Origin of the sequence: Mycobacterium barrassiae (assembly GCF_025822765.1) — a bacterium.
GTDB classification, from domain to species: domain Bacteria; phylum Actinomycetota; class Actinomycetes; order Mycobacteriales; family Mycobacteriaceae; genus Mycobacterium; species Mycobacterium barrassiae.
On record NZ_JACKUK010000025.1, the window covers coordinates 181,709 to 204,671 of the forward strand.

A 22,963-nucleotide genomic window follows, 5' to 3' on the forward strand; every position below is an offset into this window, starting at 1 on the left:
CATCCCTTATTCGGAGCCGCGTCAACCCCGGATGGGTGCTCTTCTCAGGTTGGGCAGTACTGCGCCATGAGCACGTCGGCGCGCGGGTCCGTCGTCGGTGACGACGCCTCGGGGGACTGCGTGAGCGTCATCGAAATCGCAGGACCGTCGACTGTCTTGACCACATAGCTGTGGTATCCATCGATGTCACCGCCGTGGCCCCACGCCGTGACGCCGCACGGCAGCGATACCTTGCCCAGCCCCAGGCCGTAGCTCAACAGGCCGTCGCCATCAGGCATCGGAACGGTCTCCATCATCTGCTCGAGTTGCGGCCGCGGGACAACGCGGCCGTCGAGCAGCGCGGTGATGAACGCCGACATGTCTTCGTTGGTGGAGACCATCCCGCCTGAAGTCCAGGCGGCGGACGCGTTGAAGGCCGTGACGTCGGTTCGCCGGCCGTTGACCATCTCGTAGCCGTGTGCGAACGGCGACCGCAGGCCCATATCGTCCCGCGCGGGGAAGTAGGTGTCCGAGAGACCGAGCGGCGCGATGGTGCGCGAGGTGATTTCATCGACCGCCGGATGTCCCGTCACCTTCTCGATCAGCATTCCCAGCACGATGTAGTTGGTGTTCGTGTACTTCATTGCGGTGCCGGGCGTGAACTGCGCGGGCCGGGCCAGGGCCATGTCGAGGAGCCGCTGCGCGGTGACGGGTTCGGTCGGTCTCGGGGTGTCCTTGTCGAAGTATTCTGGCAACCCGCTCTGATGGCGCAGCAGCTGGCGCAGGGTGATCGCGTCGGCGTCGATTCCGTCGCCGCGGATACGGCCCGGCAGATACGTTTCGACCGAAGCGTCGAGGTCGATCTTCTTCTCGGCGACGAGCTGCATAACCGTCGCTGCCACAAAGGTTTTCGTGACACTTGCGGCGCGGACGTGGATGGCGGGCGCAAACCCCGCCTTGGTGTGGACGTCGGAGTAGCCGGCGGCGACGCGAGTGACGCCGGAGTCATTGGGACCGTGGCGGATCACGGCGATGCCGCCGGCGAGATCGTCATCCGCGACGCTGCGGTTCAGGGCGTCGGCAACCGGAGTGACCGTCGTACATGCGGGTGCTGAGGACAGAATCAGAAGAAGTAAGGCTGTGACGGCTGCGAAGCGCATTAAGCCGAGGGTAGCTCCCATGACCGCGCGGTGCCGACCAGGCCCTGAACCAAGGCGGACGTCGCAGGGCAGAGGCCGTCATCGCCGGGCAGTTGGCTGCGTGGGCTGATGCCGCGTATCCGCGGTGTGAGTTCGAGTTGTGCGCCGCCTCCGCGCACGCAGTTCACCGGGTTGTCGGGATGCAGGCCGCGCAGTTCGCGGGGGATCGCGTCGATGTCGGTGACGACCTGATAGCCGGGCACCCTGACATGCCGTGCGAGGTGTTCGGCGAGCGCGCGATTGCGGCCACCGGCCAGCAGTTGGGTGCTGCGGCCGATTCGGCCGTATCCGTGAAGCGACACCACCACGTCGACGTGATCGAGGAACTCGGCGAGGCGCTCGGATTCCGCGGCGCGATAGCGGGCCGACGGTAGATGGTGGCCGTAGTTGTCCGGGTGGCGGACCGTGTACAGCGATGCGTCGGCCGCATCGGCGGCGCGCTCGGCGATCACGTCGGTCATCTGCTCCAAACCGCCACCGTGGATCGCCATGAATCCGAACCGCGACCGCAGGGTCAACTCCTCGATGACGCCAGGGTCGGCCAGCAGCTCCGAGAATGACTGTGGTGCAGGTGAACTCGGCTTGGGAGTGCTGGCAGGCCACTGCGAGGGATCCCATCGCCGCAGGAAGTCGATCCACTTCTGCGGCAGTCCGTGGTGGCGCGCGCCGTCGACGATGCGTTCCAGATAGCCCGGCCGCGGCGGCCCCGGCTCGACGCGATGATCGATGTACACCCACGCCTGATAAGGCCCGTCGTCGGTGTGCACGGTGAGCCGGTCGCGGCGGTACCGCACCGGCACGCCTTCCGCGCTGTCGAGGGTGGCGAGGTCGTGATCGGTGAGCTGCCACAACACGCCGTGTACCTGCGAGCCGTCGAACGGTTCGACGGTCGCCACACCCCGTTCGTTGATCAGCCAGTCATGATCGGCCAGCATCGCGGGCCGGGGGTCGACGGCGCCCGGGCACCGCCGCGCCATCTGCCGAACGCAGAGGTTCGACCCGTAGGCGAAGTACGTATGCCGCATTCAGCCCTTCACCGTCAGGTAAATGAGCACCACGTTCAGCACAGTAATCAATGCGGCGACGATCCACCCGAAAGCGGTGGTCAGACGATGGTTGACGTCGTCGCCCATCAGCGCGCGGTCGCTGGTCAAGCGCACCAGCGGGATCAGCGCGAACGGGATTCCGAACGACAGCACGACCTGGGACAACACCAGCGCGCGGCTTGGGTCGACGCCGACCGCCAGAATCGCCAACGCCGGAGCCAGGGTGATCAGCCGGCGCACCACCATCGGGATGGACACGTGCAGGAGGCCTTGCATGATCATCGCGCCGGCATAAGCGCCCACCGACGACGACGCGAGACCCGACGCGAGCAGTCCGACCGCGTACAGCAACGCGACCGTCGGACCCAACGCGCCACTCACCGCGGCGTGCGCGCCCTCGATCGAGTCCGTGTTCTCCTGGCCCTGAAGGTTTGTCGCGGCGACGAGCAGCATCGCGAGGTTGACCGCACCCGCGATCACCATCGCGACGCCGACGTCCCATCGGGTGACGCGCAGCAGCATGCGACGCATCGGGCCCGGTTCGGGGTGGCCATGGCGGTCCCGTGCGAGGCCGGAGTGCAGGTACACCGCGTGCGGCATCACGGTCGCGCCGAGCATCGCCGCTGCCAGCAGCACGCTCTCCGGGCCCGCGAACTTCGGCACCAGCCCGGCGGCAACCTGGTCGACGGGCGGCGGCGAGACGAACAGGCTGGTGAGAAATCCGATCGCGATGACCAGCAGCAGGCCGGTGATGACGCGTTCGAACACCTGTTGGCCCCTGCGATCCTTGACCACCAGCAGCAGCAGCGACACCGCTCCGGTGATCACGCCGCCGGTCAGCAGCGGCAGATCGAACAGCAGGTACAGCGCGATCGCACCGCCCATCACTTCGGCGAGATCGGTTGCCATCGCGACCAATTCGGCTTGCATCCAGTAGGCCAACCGAGTTCGGCGCCGCATTCTTTCGCCGACCGCCTCGGGCAGCGACAGTCCGCTCACCAGCCCCAGCTTCGCCGACAGGTACTGCACCAGGCACGCCATCGCGTTGGCCGCCACGATGACCCACACGAGCAGGAATCCGAATTGTGCGCCTGCGCTGACATTGGCCGCGACGTTGCCGGGATCGACGTAGGCGATCGCGGCGACGAATGCTGGACCGAGCAGCAGCCAACTCGGCCGCACCTGCACGTCAGCGCGTTGTGACAACCAACCCACCCTCTATCGGACAAGCGAATAGAAAAGTTAGGTTAGCCGAAATCTCCCGCGTAGTGAACTAGCGGCCTGTTGGTCTCTACCAGCCCCAGCCGCCGATCCCGATGACCAGGCCGCCGCCCCAGTAGGGCCCCCAGTTGCCGTAGTTGTTGACCGGTTGGGGTGAGGTGACGATCTGGGCGCTGCCGTTGGTTTGGCACTGTGTCGTGGTCGGGCCGATATTGATGCATTCAGGCGCCGCCGCAGCGACTGGGGCGACGGTGAGCGCGCATGCGCCTGCCATCGCGAATAATGTTGCGGTAGAACGGATTCTCAACCGCATGTTGGGCCTCCTTAGGCCGCAGTGACGGTGGTCAGCGGCCGCCGTGGCCGCCGCCACCTCCGCCGCCACCGTGGTAGCCGCCGAAGCCACCCATGACGAGCGCTGGGCCGTAGAACTCGTCGTCCCACGGGTACAGATAGTCCGGCTCAGCAGGCGTCGCGTTGATCTGCACGTTGCCCGGCGTTGCGCATTCCGTGGTCGAGCCGCCTAGAGCCTCGGCCCCACCGGTATCGGTGCACTGGGGCAGAGAGGACCCGGTCTGGGCGCTCGCCATCGGTGCAGCCAACGCCGCACTTATGCATACTCCGAAAAGCGTTGTGAGACAGCGAACGTTACGTCGCAAGGGCGTCTCCTAGCTGAGACGTCGAACCCCGATCAGGGGAAGAACAAGCCCTCGCCGCCCCACATGTCGCCCCACGGACCGACGTACTCCTGCTCGGCGGGTGTGGAGTTGATCTGCACGTTGCCTGGCGTTGCACATTCGGTCGTCGAGCCGCCGAGAGCCTCGGCGCCACCGGTGTCGACACATTGTGGGAGGCCCGAAGCGCGTGCCGGCTCCTGCTCTGGCGCTGGTGCCGGGGCAGGTGCAGGAGCTGGAGGCGCCGGTTGGGCGATGGCCGCGGGGGCCGTCAAGATCGCGGCTGCTGCTCCGGCAGCAACAAAGAGCGGAGTGAAGTGTCGAAGCTTGGTCCGCATAGGCGCGCCCTTCTCTCTAAAGGTATCCCCGGCTTAGTGCACAGAGTACAGCCCTTTTCCGGTGATCAGCGGTAGGTCCAGAGTCGTCCGGATCCCCGGGGGAGCCGCGACGACCGCGGGAATGGCATTGACGACGCGCGCGGCCGTCGCGACCAGTCCGGCGTGGTTGTGGTGGGGCTGCTCCGGCAGAGGTCCAAGGCGTAGGAGGGTTTCACCGAGTTGGGTCAGCACGTGCCGGCCGACATTACCGGTGCCGATGGCGGCGACTTTGATGCTCACCAGTTGCTCCTCACAGATCCGGGATGGGCAGGTCGAGGTTCGGGAAGGTGAGGCCGCCGTCGACCTCGAGTGTCTTGCCGGTCAGATACGAGGCTGCGGGAGATGCGAGGTACACCGCGGCGGCGGCGATGTCCTCGGGTTCACCCAATCTGCGCATGGGCGTGACCTTTTCCATCGGTGCGCGGAGTTCGTCGTTGGAGGCCACCACATCGAGCGCCGAGGTGAGGATCGAACCGGGGGCGATGGCGTTGACGCGGATCCGCGGGCACAGATCGAGTGCGGTGAGTCGGGTGTAGTGGGCCAGGGCGGCCTTGGCGGTGCCGTAGGCGGCGAAACCGCGGCCGGCTTCGCGGCCCATCGTCGACGTGATGTTGATGATGTTGCCGCCGCCCGAATGCTCGAGCATCAAAGGAACGGCCGCGACGGTGAGCGCGTGCGCGGTGGCGACGTTGAACGTGAACGCGTCGCGCAGGTCCTTCGTCGATGTGGTCAGCAGCGTGTTGGGCATGGTGCCGCCGACGTTGTTCACGACGATGTCTAGTTTGCCGAAGGCCTCGACGGCCTCGCCTGCGAGCTTGGCCGTGTCCTCGGGGTGTGCGAGGTCGGCGACCACGATGTGCGCCTTACGGCCGACGCCTTTGACCTGTTCGGCCACCTCTTCGAGTTGAGACTGGGTGCGGGCCGCAATGACCACGTCCGCACCGGCTTCCGCGAATGCCAGTGCCATCGCGGCACCGAGGCCACGGCCCGCTCCGGTCACCACCGCGACTTTGTCGTCCAGCCGAAATCTGTCGAGAATCACGTGCACTTCCTTCCGTCGCCCGGCGAACCATAACAACCTCCGGCGGCGGCGGTGAGCACTTTTTGAAACACGTTCTAATTTCGTCAGAGGCTGGCGGACGCGCGCTCGGTCGCCGTCGTTATCGACGAACTGCAGAGGAAGTGCGAGTGGATCGCTGCAAAAAGCGGATAGCGTTGGCCCGACGCGGACTGGGGCGCTACTTCTTCGCCGCGGACTTCTTCGCCGCCTTCTTGGCGGGCGATTTCTTCGCAGCTTTCTTGGCCGGCGCCTTCTTGCTTGCGGACTTCTTCGCGGGGGCCTTCTTCGCCGGCTTGTCCGAATCGCCACCACTGCTGCCTCCACCACGGCGGGCCTTCACACTGGCCTCCAGCTTGGCGAGCAGATCCGACACATCCTCGGTCTCGTCGAGTTCCTGCGGCTGCTCCTCGGTGGTAAACGCTTCGCCACCTTCGAGTTTCGCCTGAATCAGCTCGTGCAGCTGCTCCTGGTAGTCGTCGTGGTAGCGGTCGGGGTTGAAGTCGTCGGTCATCGACTCCACCACCTGGCTCGCCATCTTGAGCTCGGCGGGTTTGATCTCGACCTTGGTATCGAGCGACGGGAAATCGGGATCGCGGATCTCGTCGGGCCACAGCAGCGTCTGGACGATCATCACGTCGCGCTTCGAGAAGTCCTGCACCCGAAGCGCGGCCAGCCGGGTCTTGTTGCGCAACGCGAAATGAACGATCGCGACCCGGTCGGTCTCCTTCAACGTCTTCGTCAGCAGCACATACGATTTCGTGGACTTGCCCTCGGGCTCGAGGAAGTAGCTCTTGTCGTACATCATCGGATCGATGTCACCGGCGGGCACGAACTCCAGCACCTCGATCTCGCGGCTGCGCTCCTCCGGCAGGGTGGCGATGTCCTCGTCGGTGATGATCACTGTCTGTCCGTCGTCGGATTCGTAGGCCTTGGCGATGTCGCGGTACTCCACGACCTCGCCGCAGACCTCGCAGACTCGCTTGTACCGGATGCGCCCGTTGTCCTTCGCGTGCACCTGGTGGAACTTGACGTCGTGATCCTCGGTCGCGCTGTAGACCTTGACCGGCACGTTCACCAGGCCGAAGGCGATTGAACCCTTCCATATGGAACGCATAAGCCCACGTTAGCCGGGTTGGGGCAGCAGTGGGCCGGAGCTCGCGGCCGCGGCGTCGCGTGTTGCGCGATCGGGCAGGTCAGCGCCCGCACGTCCGACGGTCAGCGCCGACGACAGCGCGGCCGTCCGCACCACTTGGGTCAACGTATCGGTGCTGATGGCGGCCAGATCGGCGCGCCGCTCGGCACCCAGCAGGTTGTGCTCCCACAGTGCGTCGATCAGACCTGTCATGAACGCATCGCCGGCGCCGACGGTGTCCACGACGCGAACCTGATACGCCGGCACCCGGACCTCGCCCGCCGCGCACATCGCCAATGCGCCGCGCTCGCCCATCGTCACCGCGACGATCGAAGGGCCCGCCTGCAGCCACGTCCGCGCGATCTGTGCGGGGGAGCGACTGGAGTCCATCCACCGCAGGTCCTCATCGCTGGCCTTGACCACGTCACACCGCTCGATGAGCCGGTCGATCCGCCCGCGTGCGCCGTCGCCGTCCTCGATGAGACCCGGGCGCACATTCGGGTCGAACGTCAGCGTGGCCGCCGCATGGTAGGTGTCCAGCAGTGCCGCGGTGGCGCGGCAGCCCGGTTCGAGCACGGTGGCGATGGACCCGGTGTGCGCGACCAGCGGCGGCGTCACCTCCGGGGTGCCCGAGAGCTGCCAATCGATATCGAACGTGTACTGCGCCGAGCCGGACGCATCGAGGGTGGCCACCGCGGTCGGCGTGTGGGTTGCGGTCATGCTGCCCGAAACCAGTTGTACGCCAGAGCTTTCCACGTAGTCGACAATGCGGCGGCCGCGGGCGTCGTCGCCGATGTGGGTGAGGAAGTCGACGCTTCTGCCCAATCGGGCCAGGCCGACCGCCACATTGAGCGGACTGCCGCCGACGTGCTCACCGGTGACTCGACCGTCACGCTCGACGATGTCGATCAACGCCTCGCCGATGACCAGCGCTCTCATGGCGTGTCCTTACGCAGCAGCGTTTCCAGCGTCGCGCGTGCTCCGTCGCGATGCAGTGATTCGAGTGCCCACACGTAGGCCTCGACAAACCGGGAATCGCTTGCGAGATCGCCGAACACCTCGGTGTTCTCGATGAACGCGGTCGGATGTTCGCGCTGCGATCTGGCCAGCGGGACCAACGTGGCGGCCAGCTGGTCCTGGACGTCGATCGGCTGACCCTGTTCGTCGACGCCTTCGGCGTACCGAGCCCAGCTGGCCACGGTCGCCGCCGACAGGCGTACGGGCGTGCCGGTCCTGAGGTTCTCCCGGATCACGGGGAGCAGCCACTTCGGAATGCGGTCCGACGAACCGAAGCAGAGTCGCACGATCGTGTCCTTCACGCCGGGATTGGCGAACCGTTCGATCAGCGTCCGCTTGTAGTCGGGCAGATCGATACCCGGTACCGGCTTCAGCGTCGGGGTGGCCTCGGTGTCCATGTATCTCATCAGAAACTCGGCGAACAACGGATCGCCCGCAGCATCGTGCACCAGTCGATAGCCCGCCAAATATGCGAAGTAGCAAAGACTTTGGTGGCTGGCGTTGAGCAGCCTCAGTTTCATCAACTCGTAGGGGGTGACGTCGTCCACCATCAGCACGTCGACCTTCTCCAGCGGCGGACGGCCATCGGAGAAGTCGTCCTCGAGTACCCAGGAGGTGAACGGTTCGGCGGCGACCGGCCATCGGTCCTTCTGGCCGAACTCCTGTTCCACGACGGCGATGACGTCGGGTGTGGTGGCCGGCGTGATGCGATCCACCATCGAGTTGGGGAATCTGGTGTGCTCGCTCATCCACTCGCCGAGGCCCGGATACAGCCGCTCGGCGTAGGTGGTGAACGCATGACGGGCGACTTCGCCGTTGCCCTCGATGTTGTCGCAGGACACGATCGTCGGCGACGCGACACCGCGCTCACGCCGGCGCGCCAATGCCGCTGCGACGAGGCCGAATACGTGCACGCCCCCGTCGGGGAGGGCGTCGATGTTGTAGCCGCCCTCGGTGATGGTCATCGAGATGATGCGGGTACTCGGCGCGGCGAGTAGCTCGATCACCGACTCTGGATCGTCGGGTGCGTAGCGGTAGTCGACGATCGATCCGATGACCCGTGCATCGCGGCTGCCGTCGGGATTCTCCAGCACCAGCGTGTACAGCCCGTCCTGCGCGGTCATCACCTCGGCCATCTTGCGGTCGGCGGGCATGACGCCGACACCGCAGATGCCCCAGTTCTTCGCGAGCCCCATCTCCAGCAGGCGGTCGATGTACATCGCCTGGTGGGCACGGTGAAACCCGCCGACTCCGAAATGGACTATGCCGACGCCGATCTCGTTGCGGTCGTAGCTCGGCTTACTGAGCGTCATGACACCGTCACCACTGACTTCACGCTACCCGGGATCCGGTCTGAGTCCAGTGCCTCGGCGGCCTTCTCCAGCGGGAAGCGGGCGGTCACCATGGCGTCGAGGTCGACGCGACCGGATTCCACCAATGCGATCGCCGTCGGCCAGGTGTTGGCGTACCGGAAGACTCCGGTCAGCACCAGTTCGCGGTTCTGGATCAGCTGGGTCGGCAGTTCCATGGTCTCGGCGCCCGAGCCGACCAGGACCACACGGCCCGCGGGCCGCACCGCGCGAATGCCGGCGGCGACGGCCGCTGCTGCCCCGGACGCATCGATGAACGCATCGACCGTCAGTTCGTCGGTCTGTTCGACGGCGGGGTCGATGACGGTGGTGGCACCGAACGCGGCGGCGCGGTCGCGGCGGGTCCGGTCGGGATCGCTGACCACGATGTCCGTCGCTCCGTAGGCCCGCGCCAGCTGCGTCACGACGATGCCGATGGGACCCGCACCGGCGATCAGCACCCGCGAGTGGCCGTCGAGTTCCGCCTTTCGAATCGCGGCGATACCGACGGACAGCGGTTCGCAGAGTGCCGCGGCGTCGTCGGACATCGAGTCAGGTACCGGATGCGCGAACTCCGCGCCGATGGTCACGTAGTCGCAGAGCGCGCCGTCCACCGGCGGGGTGGCGAAGAACCGCATGTGCGGGCACAGGTTGTAGTGGCCGCGTCGCGTCTCGTCGCTGTCAGGATCGGGCCGTTGCGGTTCGATTGACACCCGCTGGCCGATGCGCGTCGGGTTGACCGATTCGCCGACGCCGACGATGGTGCCTGCGGCCTCGTGCCCGAGGACCAGCGGCGCTTCCACGACAAAGCTGCCCACCCGCCCGTGCCGGTAGTAATGCGTGTCCGAGCCGCACACCCCGACCGACGAGACGCGTACCAGCACGTCACCCGGCCCCGGGTTCGGTATCGGCCGCTCCTCTATCTCGATCCGGCCCGGTTCGACGAGTACAGCCGCCCGCATCCGGGTATCAGCCGAAAGTGTTGTGTGCGTCACACACCCCATGTTAGCGTTGTGAGCATCTACTCGCACCCCTGAGCAAATGCTCACGCGGATGAGGGAAAGTGGGGCGGCGTTGACCGCATCGACGAACGGCGAGGTGGCCGGAACAGTCACCGCGCAGCAGCGTGGCTCGAGTCCAGAAGACCTCCGCCTGGCCCTGCGGGCGGCGACGCTGTACTACCTCGACGGATTGACCCAGGCCGAGATCGCCGCCCGGCTCGGGGTCTCGCGGCCGACGGCCGGCCGGCTGGTGGCGCGGGCCAAGGCCAAGGGTCTGGTGCGCATCGAGGTCGTCGTGCCGCCGAACATGAGCGACGATCTGCATGCCGAGGAGGAGCGTGAGCTCGAGCGCCGGTTCGGTCTGACCGAAGCGGTGGTGGCCGGGCACGGCGTCGATGTCGGTTCGCCCGGACGACCGGCGGCGTTCGCCAGCGTGGGTCGCGCGGCGGCGGCCCTGCTGCTGCGACGCATCTCACCCGATGACGTCCTCGGATTCACCTGGGGGCCCGAGCAAGTCGCGGTGGCCACGGCGTTGACCCCCGGTGTGGCCAGCTGCAAGGCCGTGGTGCAGCTTGACGGTGCGATGTCCACCGCGGCGTATCAGACCGGCACGGAGCTCATCCTCAGCCGCTGCGCAGACGTATTGCGCGCCAGCACGATCCGGCTACCGGCACCGTTGTACGCCGATCCATCGACGGTCGCCTCGATGCGGAGCGACTCCGTGATCTCGCGAACCCTCGAGGCGGGTCGGCAGGCCGACGTCATGCTGTTCGGCGTCGGTGCCGTGTCGACGTCCACCACGCTGTTCGAAGGCAGTTATCTCGACATCCGCATGCTCGACGAGCTGATCTCGCTGGGCGCTGTCGGGGAGATCGGTGGTCGGTTCTTCGACGCGGACGGCGCGGCCGTCGACACCGAACTCCAGCAGCGCGCGGTGTCCGTCCCGCTCGAGGACATCCGCCGCTGCAAGAAGACGATCCTGATCTCCAGTGGCGAGACCAAATATGCCGCCACGCTCGGTGCGCTGCGCGGCCATCTGGCCAGGCTTCTGGTCTGTGACATCGATTGTGCCCGTTGGCTACTGGCCCAATGAAAGGTGAAGTGATGGTCAATTCGGTAAGGGGCCTGAAACGATGGGCCGCAGGCGCGGCCGTGGCGGGCCTGACATTGGCAGCCACCGGTTGTTCGGGCGCGGGCAGTCTGGGGGCGTCGGACAATCAGGTGACGATCGCGCTGGTCTCCAACTCGCAGATGACCGACGCGCAGCAGTTGTCCTCGGAGTTCGAGAAGGAGAACCCCGGAACGAAGCTGAAGTTCATCACGCTGTCGGAAAACCAGGCCCGCGCCAAGATCACCATGTCGACGGCGATGGGCGGCAGTGAGTTCGACGTCGTGATGATCAGCAACTTCGAAACGCCGCAGTGGGCGAAGGACGGTTGGCTGCTCAACCTCTCGGAGTTCGCCAGGAACACGCCGGGCTACGACGAGAACGACTTCATTCCCTCGCTGCGCGAGTCGTTGTCTTATGAGGGCGACATGTACGCGGTCCCCTTCTACGGCGAGTCCTCGTTCCTGATGTACCGCAAGGATCTGTTCGAGCAGGCCGGTATCACGGTCAACCAGGACCCCAACTATCAGCCGCAATGGCAAGAGGTCGCCGAGTGGGCCAAGAAGCTGAAGACCGACGACCGGGCGGGAATCTGCCTGCGCGGCAAGCCCGGTTGGGGCGAGGTGCTGGCACCGCTGGACACCGTCATCAACACCTTCGGTGGTCGCTGGTTCGACGAGCAGTGGAACGCCCAACTCAACACCCCTGAGGTGAGCAAGGCCGTCAACTTCTACGTCGACCTTATCAATGAGGCGGGTGAGCTGGGCGCGTCGTCGACGGGATTCCAGGAGTGCGCCAACCTGTTCGGCCAAGGACAGACGGCGATGTGGTACGACGCGACGTCGGCGGTTTCGGTGCTCGAAGATCCCAAGACGTACCCCGAACTCGTCGGCAAGATCGGCTACCTTCCTGCACCGATCGTCGAGAAGCCCGACGCGGGTTGGCTTTACACGTGGGCGCTGGGAATCCCGAAGCACGCCAAGAACCCCGAGGGGGCATGGAAGTTCATCTCGTGGATGACGAGCAAGGACTACATGAAGCTGGTCGGCGAGAAACTGGGGTGGGCCCGCGTTCCGCCCGGCAGTCGGACATCGACCTATGACGAACTGCCCGAGTACGAGGCGATTTCGCAGTCGTATGGCCCGCTGACGCTTCAGTCCATCGAGAACGCGACCCCGAACAAGCCCACGGTGCAGCCGGTTCCGTACACCGGAGTGCAGTTTGTCGGCATTCCTGAGTTCCAGGATCTGGGCACGCGGGTGAGCCAGCAGATCAGCGCGGCGATCGCCGGACAGAAACCGGTGGATGAAGCGCTCGCTCAAGCACAGGAATACGCCGAGGTCGTCGGCCGGACATACCAGGAGAAGTGATGACTTCGCTAACCGCTGACACCCAAACTGAGGCCACACAGGACGCCGTGGCCGAACGGGTCCGCAAGATCAAGGAGTCCCAGGGCGTAGGGGTGAGCCGCGCCGAAGGCTGGCGTCGACGTGGGCCGCTGCTGCCCGCGCTGATCTTCATGATCGCCGTCACGCAGGTCCCCTTCCTGTTCACGCTGTATTACTCGACGCTGTCGTGGAACCTGGTGCGGCCGGGCTCACGTCAATTCGTCGGGCTGAGCAACTATGTCGCGGTCGCAAAGGACAGTCAGTTCTGGCGGGTCGGCCTCAACACCGTCATCCTCATCGTCGGCGTGGTGTTGATCTCGGCGTTCCTCGGACTGTTGCTCGCACTGCTGCTGGATCGCGCGTTCCTCGGCCGGGGCGTCGTCCGTACCCTGTTGATCACCCCGTTCCTGGTGACACCCGTTGCGGCGGCGCTGATCTGGAAGACCACCATCCTCGACCCGACGAACGGCATCCTGAACTGGGTGCTCTCGCTGGTCGGCATCGGACCGGTGGACTGGATCGGTCAGTTCCCCCTGACCATGGTCATGGTCGAGCTGATCTGGCAGTGGACACCGTTCATGATGCTCCTGATCCTCGCCGGCCTCCAGTCGATGCCTCGCGACATCCTGGAGGCCGGCCGAGTGGACGGTGCGGGATCGTTCCAACTCTTCCGCGAGTTGACGCTGCCGCATCTGCGCCGCTTCATCGAACTGGGTGTCGTTCTCGGTGCGGTCTACCTGGTGAACACCTTCGACGCCATCTACATGATGACGCAGGGCGGGCCGGGCATCGCGAGCGCGAACCTGCCGTTCTACATCTATCAGCGCGCGTTCCTGGGCTTCGATATGGGCCAGGCCGCGGCGATGGGTGTGGTGGTGGTGATCTTCACGATGATCATCGCCAGCTTCGCACTTCGGTTGATCTTCAAATCGTTCTCCGGCAAGGAAGAGGCAGCCTGATGACCACGACCACAGTTCAAAATGCCTCGGCGACAAGCACGCCGGCGGTATCTCCCAAGAAGAAACCCCGCAAGTTCGACGCCTGGGGAGCGGTAGCGTGGCTGGTCGGCCTCGGCTTCTTCTTCCCGGTGTTGTGGATGGTGCTGACGTCCTTCAAGCAGGAGGCCGATGCGGCGACCAGTCCACCGACGCTGTTCTTTACACCGACGCTGGACCAGTACGGCAAGGTGTTCGATCAGGGCATCGGGCCCGCGATGCTGAACTCGGTATGGGCCACCGGTATTTCGACACTGCTGGTGTTGCTGCTTGGTGTACCCGCCGCGTTCGCGCTGTCGTTGCGACCGGTGCGCAAGACGCAGGACGCGCTGTTCTTCTTCATGAGCACCAAGATGCTGCCGATCGTCGCGGCGATCCTGCCGCTGTACGTGATCGTGTCCAACATCGGTCTGCTGGACAACATCTGGGCCCTGGTGATCCTCTACACCGCGATGAACCTGCCGATCGCGGTGTGGATGATGCGGTCGTTCTTCCTCGAGGTTCCCGGGGAACTGCTCGAGGCCGCCAGCCTCGACGGGGCCAGCCTCTGGAGGTCGGTGCGCGAGGTCATCCTGCCGCTGGTGTCGCCGGGCATCGCGGCCACCGCACTGATCTGCGTCATCTTCGCGTGGAACGAGTTCTTCTTCGCGGTGAACCTGACCGCGGTGAACGCTCAGACCATGCCGGTGTACCTCGTCGGGTTCATCGCCGGTGAGGGTCAGTACTGGGCCGTGCTGTCGGCGGCCGCAACCATGGCCGCACTTCCCGTGATCCTCTGCGGGTGGTTCGCACAGAACAAGCTCGTCCGTGGACTTTCCTTCGGCGCAATCAAATAGGAGCAAGCAATGGCATCGATCACCTACAACAACGCCACCTGCATCTACGAGGGTTCGGACAAGCTCGCGGTCGACTCGCTCAACCTCGATATCCAAGACGGCGAGTTCGTCGTCCTTGTCGGGCCGTCGGGATCCGGTAAGAGCACGGCGCTGCGCATGCTCGCCGGCCTCGAGGACATCGACGAGGGCACCATCGAGATCGGCGGCAAGAACATGGTCGGCGTGCCGTCCAAAGACCGCGACATCGCGATGGTGTTCCAGAACTACGCGCTGTACCCGAACAAGACCGTCGCCGAGAACATGGGCTTCGCGCTGAAGCTGCGCGGTGTGCCCGCCGACGAGCGGCGGCGCAAAGTCGAAGAGGCGGCCAAGATCCTCGACCTCACCGAATTCCTGGATCGCAAGCCGGCCAAGCTTTCCGGCGGACAGCGTCAGCGCGTCGCGATGGGTCGCGCGATCGTGCGTGAGCCGCAAGTGTTCTGCATGGACGAGCCGCTGTCCAACCTCGACGCCAAACTGCGCGTGCAGACACGCACCCAGATCGCCGCGCTGCAACGGCGTCTGGGCACCACCACCGTCTACGTCACCCACGATCAGGTGGAGGCGATGACGATGGGTGATCGAGTGGCGGTGCTGAGGTTCGGCAAGCTGCAGCAGTTCGCGTCGCCGAACGAGCTCTACGACCGACCGGCCAACGCGTTCGTCGCCGGCTTCATCGGGTCGCCTGCGATGAACCTCGTGACATTGCCCGTCGCACCCGACGGCGTCAAGATCGGCGACTCCACACTGGAATTGGAGCGCGCCGACCTCAGCAAGATCAGCGAGGCAGGGCTGTCCGAAGTCACCTTCGGAATCCGGCCCGAGCAATTGGAGCTCAGCGATTCGGGTGGTGTGGACGTCGTCGTCGACCTGGTCGAGGACCTTGGCAGCGAGGCATACGTCTACACCCACGCAGGGTCGGGCATCGAGCTCGTCGCGCGGTGCAACCCGCGCACCGCACCGAAACTCGCCGAGACGGTCAAGCTGCGCAAGCATCCCGACGGGGCGGTGCACCTGTTCCACCCCGAGTCGGGTGAGCGATTGAACTGAGCATGCGGGCGCCGTCCGGCGGGCTGGGGCCACGCCCGGAGGGCAGGGGAGAGCGATGGGCCCACGGGCGCAGCCCAGGGGACGACCCGGGAAGATGACCGAGTTCAAGCTCCGGACAGCGACTCCGGGGCTGCTGGCGCTGCCCTGGGACCGGCCTCTTGAGGGGTGGACCGTTCCCGACGTCCCGTTGCGCGACATCGCGGTGGGACCCAGCCGGCATTTGGTGAAGTTCGTCGACGCCGACGGCGCACTGTGGGCCGTCAAGGACGTGCCGCCCCGGATCGCCGTCAAGGAGTACGACGTGCTGCGCCGGCTCGAGGAGATGGGCCTGCCCGCGGTGCGCCCCGCAGGCATTGTGCTGCAGCCCGAGTTCGACACCGCGATCCTCGTCACCCGGTACCTCGAGGGATCCTGGCAGTATCGCCGGCTGTTCATGCGTCTGCCGCCGGACCAACCCAAACACCGGGCCAGGCTTCTCGACGGGATGGCCGGCCTGCTGGTCGAATTGCATCGGCACGGTGTCTTCTGGGGCGACTGCTCGCTGGCCAACACGCTGTTCTCCCGTGACGGTCAGCTGCTGCAGGCATGGCTGGTCGACGCCGAGACGTCCGAGATCCACCCGTCGTTGAGCCGCGGGCAGCGCGAGCATGACCTCGACATCATGTCCGAGAACGTCGCGATGGGAGTGGTCGACCTTGCCGAGCGGCTCGGGCGGACGGCCTTGGAGGACGTGCTGATCGCCGAGGTGGACCAGGCCAGAGTGCGCTACGACATGCTCTGGGAGGCATTACACGCCGAACCTGTCTTCGATTTCACCGACCGCTACCGAGTCGAGGGGACCGTCCGCCGCCTCAACGAGCTCGGCTTCGCCGTTGACGAAGTAACGCTTGCCCCGGTGAGCGTAGAGCCGCAACAGCTCAGAATCCGTGTGGCCGTTGGCGATCGGCGATACCACGCCCAGCGGCTGCAGCAACTCACCGGACTGGATGTGGGAGAGGGGCAGGCCCAGATACTGCTCGGCGATCTGCTGGCCTACCAGGCGCAGCTGGCGCGCGAGGCCGGTCACGATGTCGACGAGTCGACCGCGGCGCGACTGTGGGTGATCGAGGTCCTCACCCCGTATGAACGTTTGGCGCATGACGTCGTCAACCGCAGGGGCACCCCCGTCCAGGCGTACTGCGACCTGCTCGAGGTGCGGTGGTTACTCAGCGAGCAGGCGGGCCAAGACGTCGGCACCAACAAGGCGCTCGCGGCGCTGGCACGCGACGTCATCCCCACCGACTCCGCGGCGAAGATGGCCATCGCCGAGACGCCGACTCAACCGTTCGAAGTGCTGCGGTTCGATGATGATGATGTGTGACAACGTGTTTCGGTTAAGGCGTTACTGCGTCCGGTGACTCGGGCAGCACCTGACCGCCGTCGACCGCGATGGCCTGGCCCGTGATGTAACCGGCCTCGTCGGTCGCCAGGAACGCCGCCAGATGGCCGATGTCGGCGGGAGTGCCCAGCGCGCCGGCCGGGATCGCGCGCGCCATTCCGGCGAGATAGTCCTCGCCCATGTCCTTCAGTCCCTCGGTGAGGATGTTGCCCGGCATGATCGCGTTGACTGTGATCGCATGCGGCGCAAGCTCGATGGCGGCCGTGCGCATGAACCCCAGCTGGGCGGCCTTAGACGCGCCGTAGTGCGACCACCGGGGAAATCCGGTGATGGGACCCGTGATCGACGAAGTCAGGATCACCCGGCCCCGGCCCGACTCGATCAGCGATGGCAGACATGCCTGCACCGCGAACACCGTGCCCTTGACATTGACGTCGAGCACTTGGGCGAGCTCGTCAGGCGTCATCGTCGCCAGCGGAGCTTCGGGGAAGATCCCCGCGTTGGCGCAGAGCACGTCGATACCGCCGAAAGCGTCCGCGACCTGGGAGGCCAACGCCGCGCAGGACGCCGGGTCGCTCACATCGGCGGCGACCCCGATCACCTTGCCGTCACCGATGCTGTCCAGCTCCGTCACGGCCGCGTCGAGGTCGCCCACCGACCGCGCGGCGACTGCGACGTTCGCGCCCGCCTCGGCGAAAACCGCGGCGATACCGCGCCCGATCCCCTTGCTGCCGCCGGTGACCACGACGGACTTTCCCACTAGCGAAAACACGACCCCAAGTCTGGGGCACCGCCGGTCGTTTCGCAGCGCGTGGGTCTCGCGATGGTCGGGTTGCCGGTCCACCCGGAAGCCGCGAGGATCTCGTACCAATGGACGCCGCACAGGCCGCCGAACTCGCCGGCATCGACGCGATCGGGCAGGCGTCGCTGGTGGCTGCCGGCGAGCTGACCGCAGTCGAGCTGCTCGAGGCCGCGATCATCCGGCTAGAGGCGGCGCGCAGCCTCAATGCCGTGATCGACGACCTCTTCGAACATGGGCGTGCACAAGCCGCCGACCTGGACGCCGATTCGAGAAAATCTCCGCTGCACGGGGTTCCGTTCCTGCTCAAGGATCTCGATGCGTCTCTGGCGGGCACCCGGGAGGCGATGGGGTCGAGGGCCCTGCGCACTTATGTCGCGACAGAGACGGCGTGGATCGTCGACCGCTACCTGTCTGCCGGGTTGGTGGTCTTCGGCAAGACGAACACCCCGGAATGGGGCAACCACTGCACCACTGAGCCGTCGCTTTTCGGGCCGACGGTCAATCCTTGGTCACCTTCGATCACCCCAGGTGGATCCAGCGGGGGATCGGCGTCCGCGGTGGCCGCCGGCGTCGTGCCCGCGGCGTCCGGAGGCGACGGGACCGGCTCGATCCGGGTGCCGGCCTCGTGCTGCGGGCTCGTCGGCCTCAAACCCCGCCGCGGGCGAAGCTCGTTCGCGCCGGGAGCCGGTCACTCGCTGGAAGGTCTGGTCAACTCACACGCCCTCACCCGCACCGTGCGCGACACCGCCGCCCTGCTCGACGTCATCGCAGGCACCGCACCCGGCGACCCGTACCACGCTGCGCCGCCTGCGACGAGCTACCTGAATGCGATCGCCGAAGCGCCTGCGGTGCAACGAATCCTGATGACGACAGCTTCGCCGTTCCCGGGACCGGCGGCAGATCCCGTCGTGGTGTCGGCCGTCGAGGCGGCCGGACGCCTGCTCGGCGAGATCGGTCATATCGTCGAAACAGGGGCCCCGACAATAGATCCCGACGTCGTCGCGGACGCCATCGCGGTGCTGCACAACGTCAGCAATGTCGGGCTGCATGCGCTGGCCACCAGCCATCTCGGCCGCGAGCCGGCCGAAGACGAGTTCGAACCCAGCACATGGGTGATGGTCCGCGAGGGCTTCACCACCAGCGGCGCCGCCTACGCGGGAGCCATCGACGCGGTGCACGCCCAGACTCGACGATTCGTGGCGGGGATGGCCGGACACGATGTGCTGCTGGTACCTACTCTGCTGACGACTCCGCCGCCGTACGGTCTGCTGGGTGAGCCGCGTGGCACCACTCGCGCATTCTTCGATGTCGAATTCGCCACAACGGGGTGGACCTCACTGGCGAATGTGACCGGATGGGCCGCGATTTCACTGCCGCTGGGCACCACCGACGACGGTCTTCCGATCGGTGTACAGCTCATGGCGCCCGACGAGACGGTCTTGCTGCAACTCGCCGCTCAGCTGGAAGCCGCCGCGCCGTGGGCCGGCAGGCATCCGCCGTTGTGGGTGGGTGTCAACTAGCCGACGACGGCCGGGTTCGTCGGATCCAAACCGCTGGGGAGGTTCGGGCTGAGCCCGCTGCCGTGGGTGACCTCCTGGTGGGCCATCTGGCGGCAGTTGTTGTCCATCGGCGTCTGATCGCCGGAACAGTAGGGGAGAAGATCTTGCGGGTCGGCGCCGGCCTGAGGCGCCGAGAAGACGATCGCCGCGCCGGCAAGCAGGCACGCCGCAAAGATTCTCGTCATAGTGCAACGCTACGCCGGGTAATACCTTGATGTGGTGGATCAGTTCGGTCGGGTGAAGCTGACCAACCCCGACAAGGTGCTTTATCCCGCGACGGGCACCACAAAGGCCGAGGTCTTCGACTACTACATCAATGTCGCCGCAGCGATGCTCCCGCACATCGCCGGCCGGGCCGTCACCCGCAAACGCTGGCCCAACGGCGTCGACGAGCCCTCGTTCTTCGAAAAGCAGCTCGCCTCCTCGGCGCCGGACTGGCTCGAGCGGGGCTCGATCAAGCACAAGTCGGGCACCACGACCTACCCGATCATCAACACCGCCGAGGGGTTGGCTTGGATTGCGCAGCAGGCTGCGTTGGAAGTGCACGTGCCGCAATGGCGATTCGTCAGCACCTGGACCAGAGAAGAGGGAGCCGAACAGACGCCCGGGCTCGCCACCCGAGTGGTCTTCGACTTGGACCCCGGCGAAGGCGTCACGTTCCGGCAACTGTGCGAGGTGGCCCACGAAGTCCGCGAGCTCATCACCGGCATCGGCTTGAAAACCTTCCCGTTGACCAGCGGCAGCAAGGGATTACATCTGTATGTGCCGCTGGAGAAGCCGATCAGTTCACGAGGGGCTTCGGTGCTCGCCCGCCGGATCGCGGTGCAGCTCGAGAAGACCATGCCCAAGCGGGTGACGGCGACGATGACGAAGAGCATGCGCAGCGGCAAGGTGTTCGTCGACTGGAGCCAGAACAACGGCAACAAGACGACCATCGCGCCGTACTCGCTGCGCGGGCGCGACGAGCCGACGGTTGCCGCGCCGCGCACCTGGAACGAGATCGAGGACCCCGATCTACGGCACCTGCGCTTCGATGAGGTGCTCGAGCGGGTGGAGCGCGACGGTGACCTGCTGGCCGAGATGGATACCGACGCCCCAGTGGCGGACGCGCTCACCACCTATCGCAGCATGCGCGATCCCGGCAAGACGCCAGAGCCGGTTCCCAACGTCGCGCCCACGGTTGGTAACGATGACTTCTTCGTCATCCAGGAGCACCATGCCCGGCGACTGCACTACGACTTCAGGCTGGAGCGCAACGGTGTACTCGTCAGCTGGGCGGTGCCGAAGAACCTGCCCGACACACCGTCGGTCAACCACCTGGCCGTGCATACCGAGGACCACCCGCTGGAATACGGCAACTTCGAGGGCGAGATACCGAAGGGCGAGTACGGCGGCGGCACGGTGATCATCTGGGACACCGGCACATACGAGGCGGAGAAATTCCGTGACCACGGCCCGGACGGCCCGGCGAAGGGTGGCGAGGTCATCGTCACGCTGCACGGTAAGAAGATCGACGGCCGGTATGCGTTGATCCAGACCGACGGCAAGAACTGGCTGGCGCACCGGATGAAGGAACAGCAGAACCCGCGGGCCAGCGATCTCGCGCCGATGCTGTCCACCGAGGGCTCGATCAAGAAGTTGACCTCAGCGCAGTGGGCGTTCGAGGGCAAGTGGGACGGCTACCGGGTGCTGGTCGACGCCAACCACGGCCGGCTCAACGTGCGCTCCCGCCGTGGCCGCGACGTCACCGACGAGTATCCGCAATTCGCCGCGCTCGCAGCCGATCTCGCCGACCATCAAGTGATTCTCGACGGCGAAGCGGTGGCCCTCGATGAGCGCGGGGTGCCGAGCTTCTCTGAGATGCAGAACCGTAAGCGCTCCACCCGGGTGGAGTTCTGGGCGTTCGACATCCTCTATCTCGACGGGCGATCTCTTCTCAACGCCAAGTACTCCGACCGCCGCCGCGTGCTGGAGGCGCTGGCCGAAGGTGGCGCTCTGATCGTGCCGGAGCTGCTGCCCGGCGACGGCCCCGAAGCGCTCGAGCACGCCCGCGAAAAGCGTTGGGAGGGCGTGGTCGCGAAGAAGCTGGATTCGACCTATCAACCGGGCCGACGGTCGTCGTCATGGATCAAGGCCAAGATCTGGAACACCCAGGAGGTGGTGATCGGCGGCTGGCGGAAAGGTGAGGGCGGCCGGTCGAGCGGTATCGGGGCCTTGATGCTCGGTATCCCCGCCGAAGGTGGTCTGCAGTTCGTCGGTCGCGTCGGCACGGGATTCACGGAGAAGGAGCTGACGAAGCTCAAGGGCATCCTGAAACCGTTGGAGACCGAGGAATCGCCCTTCAACGCACGCCTTTCCAAACTCGATTCCCGGGGTGTCACCTTTGTCCGACCCGAGCTGGTGGGCGAGGTCCGCTACAGCGAACGGACATCCGACGGCAGGTTGCGCCAGCCGAGTTGGCGAGGGCTGCGCCCCGACAAGGAACCCGACGAGGTGGTTTGGGAGTAGGGCACGGCGCATTAACGGGTTGATTACCTGCACCAGGTACGTGCGATCAACCCGTTTAGGCAATCCACCGGGCACGCCCCCAGTTTCAGTTGACAATGTCATATTAAACACCGACACTCTTCACATGACAACGTCACATGAGTCGAGTGCCGCCCTGCTGCAACAGCTCGTCGATCGCACCGAGATCGAGTCCGTACAACTCCGCTACGCAACGGGGGTCGACTCACGCGACTGGGAGCTGTTCCGCACATGCTTCGCGGACGAGATCGAGGGTGACTACAGCTCCGTGTTCGGCACCCCGCCCGCACGCCTCGGGGCGGACGAGTTCGTCGCGACGATCGCACCGGTGATGAGTGCCCTCACCGCGACTCAGCACATGATGACGAATCTCGCGATCACCTTCGACGATGCGGATCACGCGACCGTCGTGGCGTACGTCCGGGCGATCCACCACAACGCAGCGGCCGCCGGCGGCACCGAACAGACCGTCTACGGGTATTACACGAATACCTTCGTCCGCACTGATGACGGCTGGCGAATCGCGAAGGTGAAGCTCACCTCGAGGATCCAGACCGGCAACCCCGGGGTGTTCGGCGCGCTCCCGGCTGCATGAGCCGCGTCGAAACGGCGGCCGCGACGCGCCGCGCGCTGCTCGCCGAAGCTGCCGCGTTGCTGGAAAGCGGAGGCCCGGCCGCCGTCACGCTACGTGAGGTCGGGGCCCGTGCGGGCGTCAGCCGAGGCGCGCCGTATGGCCATTTCGCCGATAAAGAGAGCCTGTTGACGGCGGTTGCCGCCGAGGGGTGGAATCGGATCGGCGACGAGATGCAAAGGCTGCGAGACGATTCCGCGCTTGCGCCCGAAAAGACCCTTCGTGCGGCGTTACTCGCCATCATCACTGTCAGCCGCGAGAATCCCCATCTGTATCAGTTGATGTTCACTCGGCCCGTTGGCGATCCCGAAGCCGTCGTGCGTGCGGCGCAACGTACGTGCGAGCACTTCCACGACATCGTCGCCGCGGTCACCGGACAGGAGGAAGCGAGTCGCCATGCGGCCGTTCTGCTGACCGGCACCCACGGTGCTGCAGGCGTGGAGACCAGTGGTCTGCTCGACACCGACAAATGGCACACCACGGCCGAGGAACTCATCGACATGCTGCTCGCGACGGTCGCAAAACCTTCTCGCCGTCGGTGATCCCGGACCGCAGACTCGAGTTTGGCCGCTAGCGCGGGTGAACCATTCAGCCCCGAA

The 22,963-nt window shown here is 65.8% G+C and carries 23 protein-coding genes and 1 pseudogene; 10 read left to right on the forward strand and 14 right to left on the reverse strand.

All coding sequences use genetic code 11. From position 1 onward, the window contains the following. Window positions 1-44: 44 nt before the first annotated feature. From H7J93_RS15560 to H7J93_RS15615, 12 genes and pseudogenes are all read right to left on the reverse strand, one after another. The gene (locus H7J93_RS15560) at window positions 45-1,139 is read right to left on the reverse strand and encodes a serine hydrolase domain-containing protein (RefSeq protein WP_267307204.1); all 1,095 of its coding nucleotides are present in this window, start codon (window positions 1,137-1,139) and stop codon (window positions 45-47) included. After that, on the reverse strand, window positions 1,139-2,203 hold the full coding sequence (locus H7J93_RS15565; RefSeq protein WP_267307205.1) for a poly-gamma-glutamate hydrolase family protein: 1,065 nt from the start codon (window positions 2,201-2,203) through the stop codon (window positions 1,139-1,141). The genes H7J93_RS15560 and H7J93_RS15565 overlap by 1 nt, the downstream gene beginning before the upstream one ends. After that, the gene (locus H7J93_RS15570) at window positions 2,204-3,430 is read right to left on the reverse strand and encodes an Nramp family divalent metal transporter (protein WP_267307206.1); all 1,227 of its coding nucleotides are present in this window, start codon (window positions 3,428-3,430) and stop codon (window positions 2,204-2,206) included. Between the two features lie 85 nt (window positions 3,431-3,515). Further along, entirely contained in the window at window positions 3,516-3,719 is a 204-nt protein-coding gene (locus H7J93_RS15575; RefSeq protein ID WP_267307207.1) for a hypothetical protein, read from the reverse strand. A 70-nt stretch (window positions 3,720-3,789) separates the two neighbouring features. Further along, complete coding sequence (locus tag H7J93_RS15580) at window positions 3,790-4,032, reverse strand: hypothetical protein (protein ID WP_267307208.1); 243 nt, start codon at window positions 4,030-4,032, stop codon at window positions 3,790-3,792. A gap of 101 nt (window positions 4,033-4,133) precedes the next feature. Further along, window positions 4,134-4,454, reverse strand: a complete 321-nt coding sequence (locus H7J93_RS15585) for a hypothetical protein (protein WP_267307209.1) — start codon at window positions 4,452-4,454, stop codon at window positions 4,134-4,136. A 33-nt stretch (window positions 4,455-4,487) separates the two neighbouring features. Then, a pseudogene (locus H7J93_RS15590) lies at window positions 4,488-4,672 on the reverse strand (diacylglycerol kinase); the annotation flags it as partial. A 71-nt stretch (window positions 4,673-4,743) separates the two neighbouring features. Then, complete coding sequence (locus H7J93_RS15595; RefSeq protein ID WP_267307210.1) at window positions 4,744-5,535, reverse strand: SDR family oxidoreductase; 792 nt, start codon at window positions 5,533-5,535, stop codon at window positions 4,744-4,746. A gap of 196 nt (window positions 5,536-5,731) precedes the next feature. Further along, window positions 5,732-6,667 carry a non-homologous end joining protein Ku gene (gene ku / locus H7J93_RS15600; RefSeq protein ID WP_267307211.1) on the reverse strand — a complete coding sequence of 312 codons (936 nt, stop codon included), beginning with the start codon at window positions 6,665-6,667 and terminating at the stop codon, window positions 5,732-5,734. A gap of 9 nt (window positions 6,668-6,676) precedes the next feature. Then, a complete protein-coding gene (locus tag H7J93_RS15605; protein ID WP_267307212.1) occupies window positions 6,677-7,624 on the reverse strand; it encodes a carbohydrate kinase family protein in 948 nt (315 codons plus the stop codon). Beyond that, window positions 7,621-9,015: a mannitol dehydrogenase family protein gene (locus H7J93_RS15610; RefSeq protein ID WP_267307213.1), complete on the reverse strand. Its 1,395-nt coding sequence runs from the start codon at window positions 9,013-9,015 to the stop codon at window positions 7,621-7,623. The genes H7J93_RS15605 and H7J93_RS15610 overlap by 4 nt, the downstream gene beginning before the upstream one ends. Then, window positions 9,012-10,013: an NAD(P)-dependent alcohol dehydrogenase gene (locus tag H7J93_RS15615; protein ID WP_267307364.1), complete on the reverse strand. Its 1,002-nt coding sequence runs from the start codon at window positions 10,011-10,013 to the stop codon at window positions 9,012-9,014. Before H7J93_RS15615 ends, H7J93_RS15610 begins: the two co-directional genes overlap by 4 nt. Before the next feature lie 91 nt (window positions 10,014-10,104). Here H7J93_RS15615 and H7J93_RS15620 point away from each other — a divergent pair, with 91 nt between their 5' ends. From H7J93_RS15620 to H7J93_RS15645, 6 genes are all read left to right on the forward strand, one after another. Then, entirely contained in the window at window positions 10,105-11,145 is a 1,041-nt protein-coding gene (locus tag H7J93_RS15620; protein WP_267307214.1) for a sugar-binding transcriptional regulator, read from the forward strand. An 11-nt stretch (window positions 11,146-11,156) separates the two neighbouring features. Further along, the gene (locus tag H7J93_RS15625; RefSeq protein ID WP_267307215.1) at window positions 11,157-12,530 is read left to right on the forward strand and encodes an ABC transporter substrate-binding protein; all 1,374 of its coding nucleotides are present in this window, start codon (window positions 11,157-11,159) and stop codon (window positions 12,528-12,530) included. Then, window positions 12,530-13,507, forward strand: coding sequence for a carbohydrate ABC transporter permease (locus H7J93_RS15630; RefSeq protein ID WP_267307216.1), 978 nt, complete (start codon window positions 12,530-12,532; stop codon window positions 13,505-13,507). Before H7J93_RS15625 ends, H7J93_RS15630 begins: the two co-directional genes overlap by 1 nt. After that, the gene (locus H7J93_RS15635) at window positions 13,507-14,379 is read left to right on the forward strand and encodes a carbohydrate ABC transporter permease (RefSeq protein WP_267307217.1); all 873 of its coding nucleotides are present in this window, start codon (window positions 13,507-13,509) and stop codon (window positions 14,377-14,379) included. Before H7J93_RS15630 ends, H7J93_RS15635 begins: the two co-directional genes overlap by 1 nt. Window positions 14,380-14,388: 9 nt before the next feature. Next, window positions 14,389-15,468 (forward strand): ABC transporter ATP-binding protein, encoded by a 1,080-nt coding sequence (locus H7J93_RS15640; RefSeq protein ID WP_267307218.1) that lies wholly within the window; start codon window positions 14,389-14,391, stop codon window positions 15,466-15,468. A 94-nt stretch (window positions 15,469-15,562) separates the two neighbouring features. After that, entirely contained in the window at window positions 15,563-16,828 is a 1,266-nt protein-coding gene (locus H7J93_RS15645; RefSeq protein ID WP_267307219.1) for a DUF4032 domain-containing protein, read from the forward strand. A gap of 13 nt (window positions 16,829-16,841) precedes the next feature. Here the strand turns inward: H7J93_RS15645 and fabG are convergent, their stop codons facing one another. Beyond that, a complete protein-coding gene (gene fabG / locus H7J93_RS15650; protein ID WP_267307220.1) occupies window positions 16,842-17,618 on the reverse strand; it encodes a 3-oxoacyl-ACP reductase FabG in 777 nt (258 codons plus the stop codon). A 98-nt stretch (window positions 17,619-17,716) separates the two neighbouring features. On the opposite strand from fabG, the gene H7J93_RS15655 reads away from it, so the two are divergent. Next, window positions 17,717-19,168, forward strand: coding sequence for an amidase (locus H7J93_RS15655; protein WP_267307221.1), 1,452 nt, complete (start codon window positions 17,717-17,719; stop codon window positions 19,166-19,168). On the opposite strand, the gene H7J93_RS15660 is transcribed toward H7J93_RS15655, so the two are convergent. Further along, window positions 19,165-19,392: a hypothetical protein gene (locus H7J93_RS15660; RefSeq protein ID WP_267307222.1), complete on the reverse strand. Its 228-nt coding sequence runs from the start codon at window positions 19,390-19,392 to the stop codon at window positions 19,165-19,167. The two genes, H7J93_RS15655 and H7J93_RS15660, sit on opposite strands and share 4 nt — an antisense overlap. A gap of 31 nt (window positions 19,393-19,423) precedes the next feature. Here H7J93_RS15660 and H7J93_RS15665 point away from each other — a divergent pair, with 31 nt between their 5' ends. From H7J93_RS15665 to H7J93_RS15675, 3 genes are all read left to right on the forward strand, one after another. Then, a complete protein-coding gene (locus tag H7J93_RS15665; RefSeq protein WP_267307223.1) occupies window positions 19,424-21,715 on the forward strand; it encodes an ATP-dependent DNA ligase in 2,292 nt (763 codons plus the stop codon). Window positions 21,716-21,839: 124 nt separating this feature from the next. Further along, window positions 21,840-22,328 carry a nuclear transport factor 2 family protein gene (locus tag H7J93_RS15670; RefSeq protein WP_267307224.1) on the forward strand — a complete coding sequence of 163 codons (489 nt, stop codon included), beginning with the start codon at window positions 21,840-21,842 and terminating at the stop codon, window positions 22,326-22,328. Beyond that, window positions 22,325-22,906 carry a TetR/AcrR family transcriptional regulator gene (locus H7J93_RS15675; protein ID WP_267307225.1) on the forward strand — a complete coding sequence of 194 codons (582 nt, stop codon included), beginning with the start codon at window positions 22,325-22,327 and terminating at the stop codon, window positions 22,904-22,906. Before H7J93_RS15670 ends, H7J93_RS15675 begins: the two co-directional genes overlap by 4 nt. The last annotated feature ends 57 nt before the right edge of the window (window positions 22,907-22,963 follow it).

What these genes read in the sequence shown, in the direction of transcription:
- H7J93_RS15560 (WP_267307204.1), bottom strand. Translation starts at nt 1,139, where the DNA reads ATGCGCTTCGCAGCCGTCACAGCCTTACTTCTTCTGATTCTGTCCTCA.
- H7J93_RS15565 (WP_267307205.1), bottom strand. Translation starts at nt 2,203, where the DNA reads ATGCGGCATACGTACTTCGCCTACGGGTCGAACCTCTGCGTTCGGCAG.
- H7J93_RS15575 (WP_267307207.1), bottom strand. Translation starts at nt 3,719, where the DNA reads ATGGCAGGCGCATGCGCGCTCACCGTCGCCCCAGTCGCTGCGGCGGCG.
- H7J93_RS15580 (WP_267307208.1), bottom strand. Translation starts at nt 4,032, where the DNA reads ATGGCGAGCGCCCAGACCGGGTCCTCTCTGCCCCAGTGCACCGATACC.
- H7J93_RS15585 (WP_267307209.1), bottom strand. Translation starts at nt 4,454, where the DNA reads ATGCGGACCAAGCTTCGACACTTCACTCCGCTCTTTGTTGCTGCCGGA.
- ku (WP_267307211.1), bottom strand. Translation starts at nt 6,667, where the DNA reads ATGCGTTCCATATGGAAGGGTTCAATCGCCTTCGGCCTGGTGAACGTG.
- H7J93_RS15605 (WP_267307212.1), bottom strand. Translation starts at nt 7,624, where the DNA reads ATGAGAGCGCTGGTCATCGGCGAGGCGTTGATCGACATCGTCGAGCGT.
- H7J93_RS15610 (WP_267307213.1), bottom strand. Translation starts at nt 9,015, where the DNA reads ATGACGCTCAGTAAGCCGAGCTACGACCGCAACGAGATCGGCGTCGGC.
- H7J93_RS15615 (WP_267307364.1), bottom strand. Translation starts at nt 10,013, where the DNA reads ATGCGGGCGGCTGTACTCGTCGAACCGGGCCGGATCGAGATAGAGGAG.
- H7J93_RS15620 (WP_267307214.1), top strand. Translation starts at nt 10,105, where the DNA reads ATGAGGGAAAGTGGGGCGGCGTTGACCGCATCGACGAACGGCGAGGTG.
- H7J93_RS15625 (WP_267307215.1), top strand. Translation starts at nt 11,157, where the DNA reads ATGGTCAATTCGGTAAGGGGCCTGAAACGATGGGCCGCAGGCGCGGCC.
- H7J93_RS15630 (WP_267307216.1), top strand. Translation starts at nt 12,530, where the DNA reads ATGACTTCGCTAACCGCTGACACCCAAACTGAGGCCACACAGGACGCC.
- H7J93_RS15635 (WP_267307217.1), top strand. Translation starts at nt 13,507, where the DNA reads ATGACCACGACCACAGTTCAAAATGCCTCGGCGACAAGCACGCCGGCG.
- H7J93_RS15640 (WP_267307218.1), top strand. Translation starts at nt 14,389, where the DNA reads ATGGCATCGATCACCTACAACAACGCCACCTGCATCTACGAGGGTTCG.
- H7J93_RS15645 (WP_267307219.1), top strand. Translation starts at nt 15,563, where the DNA reads ATGACCGAGTTCAAGCTCCGGACAGCGACTCCGGGGCTGCTGGCGCTG.
- H7J93_RS15655 (WP_267307221.1), top strand. Translation starts at nt 17,717, where the DNA reads ATGGACGCCGCACAGGCCGCCGAACTCGCCGGCATCGACGCGATCGGG.
- H7J93_RS15660 (WP_267307222.1), bottom strand. Translation starts at nt 19,392, where the DNA reads ATGACGAGAATCTTTGCGGCGTGCCTGCTTGCCGGCGCGGCGATCGTC.
- H7J93_RS15670 (WP_267307224.1), top strand. Translation starts at nt 21,840, where the DNA reads ATGACAACGTCACATGAGTCGAGTGCCGCCCTGCTGCAACAGCTCGTC.
- H7J93_RS15675 (WP_267307225.1), top strand. Translation starts at nt 22,325, where the DNA reads ATGAGCCGCGTCGAAACGGCGGCCGCGACGCGCCGCGCGCTGCTCGCC.